The organism is Nonomuraea sp. NPDC051941, assembly GCF_044593615.1.
This window is the reverse complement of the sequence record NZ_JBIUCF010000011.1, coordinates 66,439-81,759: the sequence shown is the minus strand read 5'-3', so window position 1 is coordinate 81,759 and position 15,321 is coordinate 66,439. Positions and strand designations below refer to the sequence as shown.

Below are 15,321 nucleotides of genomic sequence, written 5' to 3'. Positions count from 1 at the left end.
CCAGAAATTTCCTGGCTTGTCAGGCCTTCTCGGTTGTGAGCCAGGCCGCCAGCCCGAGGTAGACCAGCCCGCTGCTCACGTTCAGGCGGCGGCGCGCACGGGCGGACCCGCGCAGCCGGCCCGCCAGCGCCGACGAGAGCATCGCGTACGCGCCGTCGGACGCCATCCCCAGCACCAGCCAGAGCGCCCCGAACAGCAGGATCTGCGGGCCGACGGGCCCCACGTCCGGGTGGGTGAACAGCGGCAGGAACGTCACGAAGAAGATGGCCGTCTTGGGGTTGAGGACGTTCACCACGAAGCCCTCCCAGAACAGCCGCCGCTTCGACTGCACCTGCAGCTCCAGCACCTGCTCGCCCTCTTCGCGCTGCATCAGCTTGCGTACGCCGAGGTAGAGCAGGTAGGCCACGCCCACGTACTTCACAATGGTGAACGCCGTGGCCGAGGCCGCCAGCAGCGCGCTGAGGCCCAGCGCCGCGGCCGCGATGTGGACGAGCGAGCCCGTGTGCACGCCGAGCACCGAGATCACGCCCGCGGCACGGCCCTGGGAGACGCTCCGGGTGACGATGTAGAGGACCGCCGGTCCGGGGACCACGAGCAGGGTGAGAGTGGCCACGCAGAAGAGCGCGAGAGTCGAAATTTCCGGCATGGGGTCATCGTAGAGGCGGCGTCAAAAGACTTTCCCGCAGCGCCGCCAGCAGCGCCTCCGTGGCCGGTGGGTGGGGCGGCTCGCCGTAGACGGCGGCGTACACGTGCCGGGTCGAGCCGGGCACCTCGGCCACCTGCACGTCCGGGTTGCGGTGGGCCCGCAGCGCCAGCCCCGGCAGCATGGTCAGGCCCAGCCCGGCCGCCACCAGGGCCTGCACGGCCACGATGTCGTCGCTGGTGAACGAGATCTGCGGGGTGAATCCCGCCTTCTCGCAGATGTCCAGCAAGTGGCTCCTGCACCGGTCGCATCCCGCGATCCAGGCCGAGTCCGCGTGGTCGGCCAGTCCGCCCGCCGGACCCCTGGCCACCAGGTAGCTGGGGTCGTCGAGGAGGTGGATCATGCGGATGTCGGCGTCCTCGGGCGCGGTGTCGTCGTACCGGAAGATCACGGCCACGTCCACCCGCCCGGACCGCAGCAGCCTGAGCGCCTCCGGCGGCTCGATCTCGGTGAGCTGCAGGCGCAGCCCTGGATGAGCGGCCGACAGCAGCCCCGCCGCCTTCGGGATGAACGTGCCCAGCGCCGAGGGGAACGCGGCCAGCCGCACGCGCCCCGAACGCAGCCCCACGTGCGCGGCGAGCTCCTCGGCGGTGGCGTCGAGGCGGCCGATGATCTCGGCGGCCCGCTCGGCGAGCAGCCGGCCCGCCTCCGTGAGCCTGACGCCGCGCCCGACGCGCTGGACAAGCCGGGCCCCGGTCTCCGCCTCCAGCCGGGCCAGGTGGTGGCTGACCGAGGGCTGCGAGTAGTGGAGCTCCTTGGCGGCGGCGGTCAGCGAGCCCTTACGGGCGACCGCGACGAGAACGCGAAGGCGCACGACATCCAGCATTCATCGATCGTATCTATGAATGGGCCAGATAACTTCTGTTGGACCTATCGGTTGCGGTGTAGCACCGTAGAAGGGGAAGGATGATTGTCTGCTTTCCCTAGGGAGGTACCATGAATATGGCCGCCACCACCGCCGCGCGCCCCGGCCTGGACGCGCTCGTGACCGGGGTCTCCGAGATCGTGGCGCGGCGGCTCGGGCGCGCCGAGACCGCGTTCGCCGTCGCGGACCTGCTGCGCGGCCGGCTTCCCGGGCTCGACATCCTCACACCGCGCGAACGCGAGGGCTCGCCCGACGGCTACGTGTCCCGCCCGCTCCACTGCGAGGAGGACTTCTCCATCGTGAGCGTCGTGTGGCGTCCCGGCCAGGAGACGCAGATCCACGACCACGTGTCGTGGTGCGCGTTCGGCATCGTCAGCGGGATCGAGCACGAGACCCTCTACCGCGACATGGGCGATCACCTGGTCGAGATCGGGCGGGTCGATAACCGGTCCGGCGAGGTGAGCGGGTTCGCGCCGCCCGGCGACATCCACAAGGTCCGCAACACCAGCGACGAGGTGGGGCTGTCGATCCACGTGTACGGGGCGAACGTGGCCCGGCTCGGCAGCAGCGTGCGCCGCGTCTACGACCTGCCGGTGAGGTAGCCCTCCAGGCGGTCGGCCAGCTCCTTCGGCCGGGCCAGCATGGGGGCGTGGCTGCCGTCGATCTCGTCGGGCGTGATGCCGAGCCGGTCGCGTACGACCCCGCGCATGAAATCGGGCGTGAAGAACCGGTCGTCCCGGCACAGCAGGAATCTCGTCGGCACGTCGGGCCACGCGTCGAGCGGCCACGACTCTCCCATGGCCTTGTCCGCGTGGTCCCGTGACCTGGTCAGCAGCTCCTCGGCCACGTCTCCGGGCACGTCGTGCAGGAACAGGCCGATCGGGTCGGACATGTCCTTCGAGTCGAACCCCGTGTTGCCCCACCAGTCGGACGGCGGCTCGCCGGGGGCCGGGATCATGGCCGTGACCAGCACCAGAAGGTCGGCCGGCGTACGGGCGCAGACGAGCGGCCCGACGAAGCCGCCCCACGAGTGCGCCACGACGACCAGGTCGCGCCGGCCCCCGACCGCCTCCACCACTGCGTCGGCATAGTCGAGCAGGCCGGCGGACTCGTCCTCGACCGGCAGGCTCACCGCCACGGTGTCGTGCCCGCGGTCGCGCAGCTCGGGCTCCAGCAGATGCCAGTCCCACGCGGACCCGCCGCCCCCGTGGATCAGTGCGAACGTCGCCATGCCCCTCACCCTACCCCTCGATACGAAAATTTATTTGCGCAAATTTCCTTTCGCTTCTATGGTGGTTCCATGGCCACCGAGGAGAGTCGTCGGATCAAGGACCTCGACACGCTCAAGGCGTTGGGGCATCCGCTGCGCATGAAGCTCTACCGCGCGCTCAAGGTGACGGGCACGGCGACCGCCTCCCAGCTCGCCGACCAGGTCGACGAGGCCGTCTCGCTGGTCAGCTACCACCTGCGCAAGCTGGCCACGCACGGCCTCATCGAGGAGGCGCAGGCGCGCGGCGACGCGCGGGAGCGCTGGTGGCGACCGGCAGACGACGGCATCAGCACCAGGGACGAGGACTTTCGCGACTCCCCCGAGAGCGCGGCCGTCCACTCCGCGGTGACACGCATATACGCCCGCCAGCGTAACGAGATGTATGAGAGCTACCTCGACACCCAGCAGGCCTGGCCCGGCGACTGGCGCAACGCGGCCTTCAGCTCCGAGCATGTCCTCTCGCTGACGGCAGAGGAGCTTCAGCGGTTGGACGACGAGATCAACGAGGTGGTCGGGAAATGGCGGGCGCGCGGGAAGGCCGCTCGCGAGGCGGGCGACGTCGAGGGTCGCGAGAACGTGGCGGTGCACACGTACGGCTTCCCGTTCCGGACCTGACCGAGGAGGGTGTGATGTATCCGGAGTTGTATCTGTTCGTGGAGCGGGCGCGAGCCCGTGAGCTGAGAGCCGACGCGCGGCGGCACGCCCGCGCGGGCGAGCTGAGGGCCGCCATGCGGCGGCGGGCCCGGGTGGGTGGGCTGGGGGCCGACATGCGGCGGCGAGCTCAGGTGGGTGAGCTGCGGCCCAGTGTGGAGCGCCGTCGCCCGGGCGGTTCGGTGGTCCGCGCCGTGGAGGTGCGCCTGGGCTGGGTGCTGGTGGAGGCGGGCCTGCGGCTGGTGCACCGGTATCACTGATCCGGGCCGAGCTGATGGCGCATGGCCACCGAGTCCCTGATGGCCCAGTGCTCGACGATCCTGCCGTCCCGGACGCGGATCATGTCCATTCCCCGCACCTCGTAGCGACGCCCCGAGGCGGTGTGCGTGCCGCGGCTGAGGTAGACGTTGGTCGACAGGTCATCGGTGGAGATGTTCTGCTCCACCGTGACGGACATGTCATGAAAGCCCGTCCCGCCGGACAGGGCCCGTTCCCACTTCTCCCTCCACGCCGCCAGCCCGTGGTGGTCGCCGTCCGAACCGCCTCGGTGGTCGATCACGCCGGGATCGACGAGCGCCAGCCCCTCGTCGATCCGCCCGGCCCCGTAGAGCTCGACGATGCTCCGATGCACTTCACCGGCCGTCGCTGCCATGCCTGCCTCCCGCATTAAGTGGGGAACTCCCCGTTTAGTTGGCGTGACTAGACTAGATGGGGAGTTCCCCACTTAGCAAGGAGACGGATGGGATCGCGTCCTCGCCGGGCGGATGCGCAGCGCAACCACGACCGGCTGCTGGCCGCGGCCGCGCAGGTCTTCGCCGAACGCGGCACCGACGCGCCGCTCGACGACGTGGCCCGCCGGGCCGGGGTCGGCAACGCCACCATGTACCGACATTTCCCCACCCGTACGGATCTGCTGGTCGCCGTCTACGCGGACGAGGTCGCCCAGCTGTGCGCCCGCGGCCAGACCCTGTCGGCCGCCGGGTCGCCGGCGCAGGCGCTGCACGAATGGCTGCGGCTCTTCATGGACCACATCGCCTCCAAGCGCGACCTGGCCCTGGCGGTCACCGGCGACAGCGGCGCCACCGCGCTGGTGGCGCAGTGGCACGCGTCCATGCTCGCCACGGCCTCGGGCCTGCTGGACGCGGCCAAGCGGGCCGGCGCCGTACGGGCGGATCTCGACGTACGCGACCTGCTGACCCTGGTCAGAGGCATCGCCCTGACCGCCGCGGACCGCGCCCAGTCCGACCGCCTCCTGGCGCTGATCGACTGGTCACGCTGATCGACCGGCTACGGTGATCGGCTGAACCCGGCGCCCCCGACACGCCGGAACCATCCTTCTCTACTCGGCGGCGGTCGCCTGGACGTCCTGCAGCTTCCGCATGGCCACCTTCGCCGCCCGCTTGCTCAGGCCCGGGTCGAACGTCCCGAAGAACCCGTCGCTCACCAGCAGCATGACGCTGTTCCCGGTCCCGATGAGCACGACGTCCGCCGCGAAACTCGGCTTGGAGTTCAGGGCGGGGATCGTCTTGCGGTGCCTGATCCCGTAGGTCCAGGTGCCGAACTTGCCGATGGAGAGCTTGGTGATGCCGGCCTTGGAGGAGCCGGAGTTCGCCTTGACCCCGGCGCAGTCGCGGACCATGACCTTGCCCACGGGCTCCCAGCGGGCCAGCCGCGCGGGAGTCCCGCTGATCAGGAACTGCTTGACGCCGGACGGCTTGCCCTCCTCGTCGATGAAGGCCGCCGCCTTGCTCGTGAGAATGGGCTTCAGCGCCTTGATGGCGCTCCGGCACTTCTTCGTGTGCGCCGACTCGGAGTCCAGCGCCTCACGGATGTGCTTCGGGTTCTCCGTGTACTGCTCGCCCAGGTCGCCGGGCGTGATCAGGGCCTCGCTCAACTGATCCGGGGTCAGCGGCTTGGCGGGGGCGGCGGCCACGGCGGGAGCCGTGGCGACCAGCAGGAAAGAGGCGGCGAGGCCGCCTAAGATCGCGGAACGCATGGAACGGATCTTAGAGGTGACAGCGGCTCCCGGCCGTCGCGGACGTCGTAGCCGAGCGCTCGATCGTCCGGCAGCTCGGCGCGGACGCCGGCAACGGGTTCCTCGAAGACCTTGATCGCGTGTTCCCTGCTCATCACGTCGCTCCGGTGGCTCGTCGATCGCTGGTAGCCCGCTCGACCCCCCCTTCCTGATATGGACGGCCGACTATAATGACAAGTGACACTATAGATAAGTGACATCTACCGAAAGAGTCCCATGAACCACACTCCGCCATCGGTACGGCCGGATCCCCGCAGGCTCATCCGATCCCTGTTACCGGCGATCGTCGTCGATGCCGTGGTCCCGTACGCGATCTACGCGGTCGGGCACAACGTCCTCGGCTGGAGCCTGATCAACGCGCTCATCGTGGCCGCGGTCGTGCCGCTCGTACGGTTCGCCGTGCAGTTGGCGCGGACCCGGCGAGTGGACGGACTGGCGGTCCTCGTCCTGCTCGTCCTGAGCTTCGGCATCTGCGCCGCGCTCATCACCGGCAGGCCGGGCATCGCCGTGGCCAGGGAGGCCGTCTTCAGCGGAGGGTTCGGCCTGATCCTGCTCGGCTCCGTGGCCGTCCGCCGTCCGATGATCTACCTGTTCATGCGTAAGGTCGGCGGCACCCCCGAGGCCGAGGCGTTCTTCGCACGCCGCTGGCAGGTGCCGCAGTTCCGTCGCGCCGTCTACGTCATGACCGTGTACTGGGCCGTCGGCCTGCTGGTCGAGGCGGCGGCGCGGATCACCTTCGTCCTCGCTCTTCCCCCGGACCTCGCCTTCTCCCGGGCGACCGTGGTCCTCGTCGGCATCCTGGTACTGCTCGCCGTATCGTCCGGGATCTACATGCGTCGCGTACGGCGAGCATTGCGGTCGAGCGGGGATGACTAGCGTCGCGGCACCCGCCATCCAGACCGCCGACCTCCGCAGGACCTCCACGGGCAGCCGCGGCCAGGTCGACGTCGTACCCCGCCGACACGCATGCCGCTAACTCCTTTCGACCGTCCCGGCGTTGCCGTCCACGGTGACGGTCTCGCCGTCGCGCAGCCGTACGGTGGCCTCGCGCGTGGCCAGCACCGCGGGGACGCGGTACTCGCGCGCGATGATCGCCGGATGTGACAGCAACCCTCCCGTGTCCGTGACCAGCGCGCCCACGCTGGGGAAGAGCACGGCCCACTGCGGGGTGGTCTCGGGGCAGACCAACACGTCGCCCAGGCGCAGCCTGCCGAACTCCGCTTCGGAGGTGATCACGCGGACCACCCCGGTGTAGCGGCCAGGCGAGGCGCCGATGCCACGCAGCCCGTCCTGGCCGCCGACCGGCACGTTGTCCGTGCGGGTCGCCTGCCACACCCACCCCGCGACCTCGGACGCATGCCGAAGCTCCTCGGTCAGGTGCGGTTGCCCGTCGCCCGCCCCCACGGGGAACGCGCCATGGACGGGCGGGCCGGGGTGCTGCTCGGCCCACGCACGCATGCCTCTGCGGCGGGTGACGAGCTCGCCCACCGGGGAGCCCGCCTTCAGCACCGCGATGGCCTCGTCCCATTCGAGGAAGAACACGTGGTCACCGGTGTCGAGCAGGCCCCGCGCCGCGAGCCGGCGGCCCAGCTCCAGCATGCCGCGCCGGACCATCGCCCAGGCCGCGTTGGCGTAGTAGGCGCCGTCGTCGCGGATCGGGTAGGCCCGCTGGGCGCGGCCGAGCAACCGGTCGAACTGCTCGGTCCCGCCCGCCGGCCGGGCTCGCGCCTCGGCCAGCGCCGCGTCGCGCGAGGCCTGCTGGTGCGACATCTCCGCCCGCGGGTCGTAGCCCGTGGCGAGCTGGTCACGGATCAGCCGCGTGACCAGCTCGGGCTGCTCGGCCAGCGTCGGCTGGGTGAGATCGGCGCCCAGCGTACGGTGGCCGTACTCGTGCAGGTATCGGTCGAAGGCCTTGGCGAAGGCCAGGTCCGCGCTCCAGCCGTCGTCGGGCAGCCCGGCGGCCAGCCGCGCGAGCTCGGACAGGCGGAAGGTCGGCTCGGTGGTCTTGCCCGGCAGCCCGACCAGCAGTTGGAGCACCTGGACCGGTGTCCAGCCGAGCAGCCGCTCGCATGCCAGGCCGAACTCCCCCCAGACGAACTGCGCCGCCCCCGCGGTGCGGAAGTGCAGCTCCTGGGCCTCGGCGGCCAGGGTGCGGGCCTGGCGTACGTGGTCGATCAGCTCGTCGTCACCCATCTCGGCGAGCGCGCACCCGCGCAGGCCGGAGAGCCGGAGATCCAGGTCGGGCTGCCGGCTCTCGTACCACTCCGCGATGATCGAGCCGGGCTCGTCCCGTTCGGCCTTGCGGGCGATCTCGCGCAGCTTCGCCTCGATGGCCTCCGGCCGCGTCGGCACGGTGAAGCTGATGTACACCCATCCGCCGATCTCGCGAAACTCGATGCGTTCCGCCAGGCCGTAGGCGAGCATCTGCCCGGTGCTCGCGTTGAGCACGGGCAGGGCGAGCGAGCGCTGCAAGGGCGAGATCGGCGTGGACCAGTGGGAGACCCGGCTCCACAGCCCGTCCGGCACCTCGACGGGGATGGGCACGGGCTCGGGCGCCGGCTCCGGCAGCGCGGTGATCGGCCGCGACTGGAGCAGCCACAGCATGTCCCCGTCCGTCGCCCACTCGATGTCCTGCGGCTCGCCGTAGTGCCCCGCCGCCCTGCGCGCGAGCTCGGCCACCTGCACGGCGAGGGCGGCGTCGATGGCTTCGCCGGCGGCCGAGACGCAGGTGGCCGCGTCGCCCCGGACCGACCACTCGTCCGGGGTGACCGCGCCGGACACGAGCGCGTCGCCGAGTCCGGCCACGGCGCTGATGACGACCTCGTCCCGGGCTCCTGTCACCGGGTTGGCGCTGAAGGCGACCCCGGCCGCCGCCGCGGGCACCATCCGCTGGATCAGCACGGCCATCCTGCGGCTGCCACCGAGCCCGCGTGCTCGCTGGTAGACGTCGACCCGCGCGGTGAACGCGGAGCTCCAGCCGGCCGAGACGGCCTCGATCAGCGCCTCGGCGCCCACGACGCCGAGGATCGACTCGTACTGGCCGGCGAAGGACCTGTCGCCCAGATCCTCGGCGGTCGCGGACGAACGTACGGCGAGCGGCACGTCGCCGTACTCCGCGGCCACCCTCCTCAAGGCCTCGGACAGGTCCTCCGGCAGGGCGGCCTCCCGCACCTGGTCGGAGGAGGCGTGATCATCCAGTCCGTTGGCGCGCAGCGCCTGGCCAAGGGCGTCGGCTGTGACCACATGGCCGTCGGGGACAGGGAATCCGGCGGCCATCAGGTCGCCGAGGACGGCGGCCTTGCGCCCGACACGGTCGGTTGATCGCAGGCCGACAGCGGTGAGCGGTAAGACGGGCATCAACGACGCGACTCCTTCGAGAGGTGTGCGAACGCCTGCGGACCTCGGCTCATGCCTCCTTGACCACGCTGAGATGGTCACGGGGCGCGCTCTGGCCTTCCGCCTCTTTGATCATCTTGCTGAGGTCCCACGCCAGCTCCCCGGACCGCAGGTCGGCGATGACCCCGCGGATCCAGTCCAGCTCGGCGCGCGAGACGGTCAGCAGATGCTCGGACTCGAGCAGGGAGACACGCTGGACGTGATGCGCGGCCAGCTCCGCCTCGGCGGCGAGCCTGGCGATGCGCCCTTCCAGCGTGACGGCCCGCAGCCGGAGGGTTTCCGCGGCGCTGTTCGGGTCGAGATGGGCGATGAACGACATGGCCGCCGAAAACCCGCCGTGCTCGCCGCCGGGGGTGGAGAGCAGGTTGCTCAGCCGCAGGAAGAACTCCCTGCGGCCGTCGTCGGTCAGGCGGTAGACCGTGCGCTCGGGCCGGTTGCCGACCCGGGTGGTCTCCGCGGGCTCGATGAGCCCGGTCTTGTGCAGGCGGTCGACGGCGCGGTAAAGGCTGCGGGGGAGACCGGAGACGAACGTCTTCCTGCGCAGCTGGATCTGCGTGTTCATGTCGTAGGCGTGCCGAGGCGCCTCGGAGAGCAGGGCGAGCACGGTGAGATCGACCAGCCGTTGCCGCCCTGCGTCCTGCTCTGTCACAGCGCCTCCACTCATTATTGTCAGTTGACATTATAGCTGAGTGATCTATCGAAGGCCATCAGTGTCAGTACGCTCGCCTGAGCGCCGTCCTGAACTGCCGAGGGGCCCCCACCAGGGTGGGGGCCCCTCAACTTGTCACTACACCCCGAGCGCGGTGGGGAGGCTGAGCTCGTGGAGGAACAGGGCCTCCGTCGTCGCCACCCGCCGTAGCTCCTCAAGGTCCACCCGCTCGTTGGGCGCGTGGATGGCCGCGTCCTCGTCCTCCGCCCCGAACAGCAGGATCTCCGCCGCGGGGAACTGCTTCAGGAGCGTGTTGACCAGGGGGATCGAGCCTCCGGCGCCCACGTCCCTGGGCGGGCGGCCGAAGGCGCGCTCCATGGCCCGGTTGAGGGCGGCGCGGGCCTTGCCGCCCGAGTCCGCCTGGAAGCCCGAGCCCACCGTCAGGTCCGTGAACGACACCTGGACCCCCCACGGCGCCACCTTGCGCAGGAACTCGACCACGGCGTTCACCGTCGCCTTCGGGTCGCCCGCCGGGGGGACGCGGACGGTCACGCGGGCCCGCGCGGCGGGCTGGACCGCGTTCACCGCGCCCGAGACCGTCGGCACGTCCAGGCCCGTCACCGTGATCGCGTACGACGCCCAGAGCCGGTCGGCCAGCGAGCCCGAGCCCACCAGCGAGACGCCGTCGAGGACGCCGGCCGTCTTCCTGAACTCCTCCTCCGACGGCCCCTGCCCGAGGAAGGTGCCGCGCGGCAGGCCGGGCACGCGGATGTCGCCGTTGTCGTCGTGCAGCGAGGTAAGCATGCGCATGAGGGCGGCCAGCGCGTCGGGGGCCGCGCCGCCGAACGAGCCGCTGTGCACCGGCTCCCGCAGCGTGCGCGCCTCGATGGTGAACGCCGCCATGCCGCGCAGCGAGGTCGTGACCGCCGGGTCGCCGACCCGCGGGTTGCCGGTGTCGGCCACCACGATGGCGTCGGCCCGCAGCAGGTCGGGGTTGCGCTCGACGAACGCCTCCAGGCGCTCGCCCGCGTACTCCTCCTGGCCCTCGATGATGACCTTGATGCCCACGGGGAAGCGGCCCTGGAAGGCGCGCAGGGCGGTGATGTGGGAGAGGATGCCGGACTTGTCGTCCGCGCAGCCCCGCCCGTACAGCTTGCCGTCGATCAAGGTCGGCTCGAACGGCGGAGTGCGCCACGCGGCCGGGTCGCCCGCGGGCTGCACGTCGTAGTGCGCGTACAGCAGGACCGTGGGAGCGCCGGGCGGCGCGGGGGCCTCGCCGAAGATCGCCGGGAAGCTGCCCTCGACCGGCACCTGCTGGACACGCGGCAGGCCCACGGAGCGCAGCAGCTCCTCCGTCATCGCGGCGGCGGCGAAGACCGGCTCCTCCGGATGCCCGGGGAAGGCCACGGAGGGTATGGCGGCCAGCCGCCTCAGCTCCTCGACGGCCTGGGGCATCGCGGCGGCGACGGCGCTCTCAATCTGGTCAGGAGTCACGGAAGGGTCCCCCGGGGGTCGTTATCAGAAGGTTCTGGCTGGTCTCAACATGTTGGTCTCATTGGATCACACAACGTTCCACGTGCGAGAACGCCAAAGCGGCGCTGGTGACCCGCGCGCCAATCTACATGCGGATTTCGTCGCCGTTACATAGTCGATCTGCGGATACCGATTTTCTTGCATATTGCTACGACCGATTCGCTTGGCAAATCCCCAGGTGGGCATGCAGACTGTGGGGAGTTGAGACACGAGGGAAGATAACCATGACGCAGCCGGAAAACGACGTCCTGAAGGCCGCGCAGGACAACCTGTGGTTGCACTTCACCAGGCACAGCGCCTATCAGCAGTCCGAGATCCCGACCATCGTGCGCGGTGAGGGGTCCTACGTCTACGACATCCACGGCAAGCGCTACCTCGACGGACTGGCCGGACTCTTCGTGGTCCAGGTCGGCCACGGACGCCAGGAGCTGGCCGAGGCCGCCGCCAAGCAGGCTCAGGAGCTGGCGTTCTTCCCGCTGTGGTCCTACGCCCACCCGAAGGCCGCCGAGCTGGCCCAGCGGCTGGCCTCGTACACGCCCGGCGAGCTCAACCGCGTCTTCTTCACCACCGGCGGCGGTGAGGCGGTCGAGACCGCCTGGAAGCTGGCCAAGCAGTACTACAAGCTCATCGGCAAGCCGCTCAAGCACAAGGTCATCAGCCGCCAGATCGCCTACCACGGCACCCCGCAGGGCGCGCTGTCGATCACCGGCATCCCCGCGTTCAAGCAGATGTTCGAGCCGCTGGTGCCCGGCTCGGTCCGGGTCCCCAACACCAACCACTACCGCGCCGACGAGATCACCGGCGTCAAGGGCATGACGCCCGAGGAGTACGGCATCTGGGCGGCCGAGCGCGTGGCCCGCGCCATCGAGATGGAGGGCCCCGACACCGTCGCCGCCGTCTTCGCCGAGCCCGTCCAGAACGCCGGCGGCTGCTTCCCGCCCCCTCCCGGCTACTGGCAGCGCCTGCGCGAGATCTGCGACGAGTACGACGTGCTGCTCGTCTCCGACGAGGTCATCTGCGCCTTCGGCCGGCTCGGCACGATGTTCGGCGGCCAGAAGTTCGACTACGTGCCGGACATCATCACCTGCGCCAAGGGCATGACCAGCGGCTACTCGCCCATCGGCGCCATGATCGCGCACGAGCGGCTGTTCGAGCCGTTCAAGGGCGGCGACGCCATGTTCGCGCACGGCTACACCTTCGGCGGCCACCCGGTATCGTCGGCCGTGGCGCTGGCCAACCTCGACATCTTCGAGCGCGAGGACCTGCTCGGCCACGTCTCCAGGAACGAGCCGCTGTTCAAGGAGACCCTCGACGGCCTGCGCGATCTGCCGATCGTCGGCGACGTGCGCGGCTCGGGCTACTTCTGGGGCATCGAGCTGGTCAAGGACAAGGCCACCAAGGAGACGTTCTCCGCCGACGAGTCGGAGCGGCTGCTGCGCGGCTTCCTGTCCAAGGCGCTGTTCGACGCGGGCCTCTACTGCCGCGCCGACGACCGCGGCGATCCGGTCATCCAGCTGGCGCCCCCGCTGATCGCGGGGCCCGAGGAGTTCGCCGAGATCGGGTCGATACTCCGTGGCGTGCTCACCGAAGCGTGGACGCGTCTGTAGAGGCCCGACAGAACCACCCCTCAGTCCGGTACGACGGCGTGCCGGTTTCGCGAAAGGATCAACCATGAAGATCGGCGTCCCTGCCGAGGTCAAGAACCACGAATATCGCGTCGCCGCCACGCCCGCCGGAGTTCACGAGCTGGTGCGCCACGGCCACGACGTCCTGGTCCAGCGGGGTGCGGGCCTGGGCTCGCACATCCCGGACGAGGAATATCTCTCGGCGGGGGCGAAGATCCTCGACGGTGCCGACGCCGTATGGGGCGAAGCGGAGATGGTGCTCAAGGTCAAGGAGCCCATCGCCGAGGAGTACCACCGGCTGCGTGAGGGCCTCGTGCTCTTCACGTACCTGCACCTGGCCGCCTCGCGCCCCTGCACGGACGCGCTGCTGAAGGCCAGGACGACCGGCATCGCGTACGAGACCGTCCAGGTGGGCAACGCGCTGCCGCTGCTCGCCCCGATGTCCGAGGTCGCCGGCCGCCTCGCGCCGCAGGTGGGCGCCTACAACCTGATGCGCTTCAACGGCGGCCGCGGCATCCTGCCGGGCGGGGTGCCCGGTGTCGCCCCGGCCAAGGTGGTCGTGATCGGCGGTGGCGTGTCCGGACTCAACGCCGCGCAGATCGCCGTCGGCATGGGCGCCGACGTCACCGTGCTCGACACGAACATCGACCGCCTGCGCTTCATCGACGCCATCTACCAGGGCCGGCTCAAGACGCTGGTCTCGACGTCGTACGCGATCGAGCAGGAGGTCCTGCAGGCCGACCTGGTCATCGGCGCGGTGCTGATCCCCGGCGCCAAGGCCCCGACGCTGGTCTCCAACGACCTGGTCTCGCGCATGAAGCCGGGCTCCGTTCTCGTCGACATCGCCATCGACCAGGGCGGCTGCTTCGAGGACTCGCGCCCGACCACGCACGCCGAGCCGACGTACAAGGTGCACGAGTCGGTCTTCTACTGCGTGGCCAACATGCCGGGCTCCGTGGCCAACACCTCCACGTACGCCCTGACGAACGCGACCCTCCCGTACGCGGTCAAGCTGGCCGACCTGGGCTGGCGCGAGGCGCTCAGGACGGACGCCGGCCTCGCAGGCGGGCTCAACACGCACGACGGCCTGCTCACCAACGGGCCGGTGGCCGAGGCGCTCGGCCTGCCGTTCACCCCGGTGACCGAACTGGTGTGACGAGGAGCGCCCGGGCGTGCGCCGATCAGCGCACGCCCAGGCGCTTGCGCAGGTCGCGGGCCGTGGCCAGCACGTACTCGATCTCGCCGCAGCTCGGCCACGGCGCGGTCCCGGGACGCAGCAGCGTGCCGCGCACCGACGCCAGGTGCTCGATCGCGCTCGGGTGCAGCCCGCTGCGCCCCACCAGCCACCCGATCACGTCGGAGTGGTCGTGCAGCGGCCGGGTCACCAGATCCCACGTGCCGAGCACCTCGGTCAGGTCGCCTACGTCCAGCGCGGCGCCGCCCCTGCGGCCGGTGGCCGCCGCGGCCAGCTCGGCCCTGGCGGCCAGCTCCGGTTCGGCGTGCCGCCCCCATGTGGGCGGCGGCGGATCGGACAGCCATTCCTGGGCCTCGCCCAGCTCACCGGCCACCGACAGCAGCCCGCCCAGCTCGACGGCGGCCCCGCGGTGCCCGGCCCGCGCCGCCTGCCGGAACCAGTGCTGCCCGCCCGCCAGGTCGCCGAACTCGGCGATCAGCAGCAGGCCGTAGTTGAAGGCCGCCTCGGCGTCCCCGCCGGCCGCCGCCCGGCCGAACCAGTGGCTGGCCGCCGCGCAGTCCCTCAGCTCGACGCAGACGAACCCGGCCATCCGCTGGTCGTAGCCGCGCCCGGCGCCGGCGGCCTGCTCGAACCAGGCGCGGGCGATCCGCAGGTCGCCCATGGACAGCGCGATCTCGCCGAGCTGGGAGGCGGCGCCCGGGTGCTCGCTCTTGGCGGCCAGCCGGTAGTAGGCCTCCGCGCCCTCGGGGTCGCGGCTGGCGTGCAGGTAGAGGCCCATGCAGTACGCCGAGTCCGGGTGGCCGCCCCTGGCCGCGTACTCCCACCAGCGCACGGTCTCCTCGTCGTCGCCCGTCGCGTAGGCCAGGAAGCCCAGGTCGTGCGCCGAGGCCATGTCGCCTTCCGCGGCCGCCGTGCGGTGCCACTCGCGGGCCGCCGCCAGCTCGCCCGCGTCCTCGCACATTAGCGCCAGCCTGCGGGCCGCGGTGCTGGAGCCGCCGTGGGCGGCGACCTCGTACCAGCGCCGGGCCCTGTCGGGGTCTCCGCGCTGCTCCAGCAGGAGCGTCGCCAGGTTGCTCGCCGCCTCGGCGTCGCCGGCGCCGGCCGCGAGCTCGTACCAGCCGACGGCATCCACCAGGCTGCCGTGCATCTCGTGCCAGACACCCAGGTTGTACGCACTGTCCAGGTTGCCGCCCTCGGCCGCCCGCTCCCACCAGTGCTTGGCGGCCGCGCGGTCGCCGTGCTGGGCATAGAGCTTGCCGAGCCGGTGCGCGGCCTGCGCGTCGCCGGCTCCCGCGGCGGCCAGCAGCTCGGGCTCGTCTCCCACGCGCGGCGCCGGTATGGACGGCGCCGCGACCTCTCCTTGCCAGGCCATGGCGACCAGCGTGGCACGTGATCGCGT

16 protein-coding genes are annotated in these 15,321 nt (G+C 70.9%); 7 read left to right on the top strand and 9 right to left on the bottom strand.

The annotated features are described in order from the left end of the window. Positions 1-19: 19 nt before the first annotated feature. Together ACIHFD_RS20100 and ACIHFD_RS20095 are read right to left on the bottom strand one after the other, a co-directional pair. Complete coding sequence (locus tag ACIHFD_RS20100) at positions 20-646, bottom strand: LysE family translocator (RefSeq protein WP_397368210.1); 627 nt, start codon at positions 644-646, stop codon at positions 20-22. Positions 647-650: 4 nt separating this feature from the next. Next, complete coding sequence (locus tag ACIHFD_RS20095) at positions 651-1,529, bottom strand: LysR family transcriptional regulator (protein ID WP_397368209.1); 879 nt, start codon at positions 1,527-1,529, stop codon at positions 651-653. 110 nt (positions 1,530-1,639) lie between these two features. On the opposite strand from ACIHFD_RS20095, the gene ACIHFD_RS20090 reads away from it, so the two are divergent. Further along, positions 1,640-2,170, top strand: coding sequence for a cysteine dioxygenase (locus tag ACIHFD_RS20090; protein WP_397368208.1), 531 nt, complete (start codon positions 1,640-1,642; stop codon positions 2,168-2,170). On the opposite strand, the gene ACIHFD_RS20085 is transcribed toward ACIHFD_RS20090, so the two are convergent. Beyond that, complete coding sequence (locus tag ACIHFD_RS20085; RefSeq protein ID WP_397368207.1) at positions 2,149-2,799, bottom strand: alpha/beta fold hydrolase; 651 nt, start codon at positions 2,797-2,799, stop codon at positions 2,149-2,151. The two genes, ACIHFD_RS20090 and ACIHFD_RS20085, sit on opposite strands and share 22 nt — an antisense overlap. Positions 2,800-2,868: 69 nt before the next feature. On the opposite strand from ACIHFD_RS20085, the gene ACIHFD_RS20080 reads away from it, so the two are divergent. Both ACIHFD_RS20080 and ACIHFD_RS20075 read left to right on the top strand, forming a co-directional pair. Further along, on the top strand, positions 2,869-3,453 hold the full coding sequence (locus ACIHFD_RS20080) for an ArsR/SmtB family transcription factor (protein WP_397368206.1): 585 nt from the start codon (positions 2,869-2,871) through the stop codon (positions 3,451-3,453). Positions 3,454-3,467: 14 nt separating this feature from the next. Further along, positions 3,468-3,749 carry a hypothetical protein gene (locus ACIHFD_RS20075; RefSeq protein WP_397368205.1) on the top strand — a complete coding sequence of 94 codons (282 nt, stop codon included), beginning with the start codon at positions 3,468-3,470 and terminating at the stop codon, positions 3,747-3,749. Here ACIHFD_RS20075 and ACIHFD_RS20070 read toward each other — a convergent pair. Beyond that, complete coding sequence (locus ACIHFD_RS20070; RefSeq protein WP_397368204.1) at positions 3,743-4,141, bottom strand: ester cyclase; 399 nt, start codon at positions 4,139-4,141, stop codon at positions 3,743-3,745. The two genes, ACIHFD_RS20075 and ACIHFD_RS20070, sit on opposite strands and share 7 nt — an antisense overlap. Positions 4,142-4,228: 87 nt before the next feature. Here ACIHFD_RS20070 and ACIHFD_RS20065 point away from each other — a divergent pair, with 87 nt between their 5' ends. Then, the gene (locus ACIHFD_RS20065) at positions 4,229-4,768 is read left to right on the top strand and encodes a TetR/AcrR family transcriptional regulator (RefSeq protein ID WP_397368203.1); all 540 of its coding nucleotides are present in this window, start codon (positions 4,229-4,231) and stop codon (positions 4,766-4,768) included. A gap of 60 nt (positions 4,769-4,828) precedes the next feature. On the opposite strand, the gene ACIHFD_RS20060 is transcribed toward ACIHFD_RS20065, so the two are convergent. Continuing rightward, on the bottom strand, positions 4,829-5,485 hold the full coding sequence (locus ACIHFD_RS20060) for a hypothetical protein (protein ID WP_397368202.1): 657 nt from the start codon (positions 5,483-5,485) through the stop codon (positions 4,829-4,831). Positions 5,486-5,740: 255 nt separating this feature from the next. On the opposite strand from ACIHFD_RS20060, the gene ACIHFD_RS20055 reads away from it, so the two are divergent. Next, complete coding sequence (locus tag ACIHFD_RS20055) at positions 5,741-6,400, top strand: VC0807 family protein (protein WP_397368201.1); 660 nt, start codon at positions 5,741-5,743, stop codon at positions 6,398-6,400. A gap of 96 nt (positions 6,401-6,496) precedes the next feature. Here the strand turns inward: ACIHFD_RS20055 and ACIHFD_RS20050 are convergent, their stop codons facing one another. From ACIHFD_RS20050 to ACIHFD_RS20040, 3 genes are all read right to left on the bottom strand, one after another. Continuing rightward, complete coding sequence (locus tag ACIHFD_RS20050) at positions 6,497-8,881, bottom strand: PEP/pyruvate-binding domain-containing protein (RefSeq protein ID WP_397368200.1); 2,385 nt, start codon at positions 8,879-8,881, stop codon at positions 6,497-6,499. A 49-nt stretch (positions 8,882-8,930) separates the two neighbouring features. Further along, the gene (locus ACIHFD_RS20045) at positions 8,931-9,569 is read right to left on the bottom strand and encodes a PadR family transcriptional regulator (RefSeq protein WP_397368199.1); all 639 of its coding nucleotides are present in this window, start codon (positions 9,567-9,569) and stop codon (positions 8,931-8,933) included. A gap of 138 nt (positions 9,570-9,707) precedes the next feature. Further along, positions 9,708-11,063, bottom strand: a complete 1,356-nt coding sequence (locus ACIHFD_RS20040; RefSeq protein WP_397368198.1) for a dipeptidase — start codon at positions 11,061-11,063, stop codon at positions 9,708-9,710. A 263-nt stretch (positions 11,064-11,326) separates the two neighbouring features. On the opposite strand from ACIHFD_RS20040, the gene ACIHFD_RS20035 reads away from it, so the two are divergent. Both ACIHFD_RS20035 and ald read left to right on the top strand, forming a co-directional pair. After that, complete coding sequence (locus ACIHFD_RS20035; RefSeq protein WP_350728499.1) at positions 11,327-12,709, top strand: aspartate aminotransferase family protein; 1,383 nt, start codon at positions 11,327-11,329, stop codon at positions 12,707-12,709. A 64-nt stretch (positions 12,710-12,773) separates the two neighbouring features. Continuing rightward, the gene (gene ald, locus ACIHFD_RS20030) at positions 12,774-13,883 is read left to right on the top strand and encodes an alanine dehydrogenase (RefSeq protein WP_397368197.1); all 1,110 of its coding nucleotides are present in this window, start codon (positions 12,774-12,776) and stop codon (positions 13,881-13,883) included. A gap of 25 nt (positions 13,884-13,908) precedes the next feature. On the opposite strand, the gene ACIHFD_RS20025 is transcribed toward ald, so the two are convergent. Then, the gene (locus tag ACIHFD_RS20025) at positions 13,909-15,294 is read right to left on the bottom strand and encodes a tetratricopeptide repeat protein (RefSeq protein WP_397368196.1); all 1,386 of its coding nucleotides are present in this window, start codon (positions 15,292-15,294) and stop codon (positions 13,909-13,911) included. Positions 15,295-15,321 lie beyond the last annotated feature (27 nt).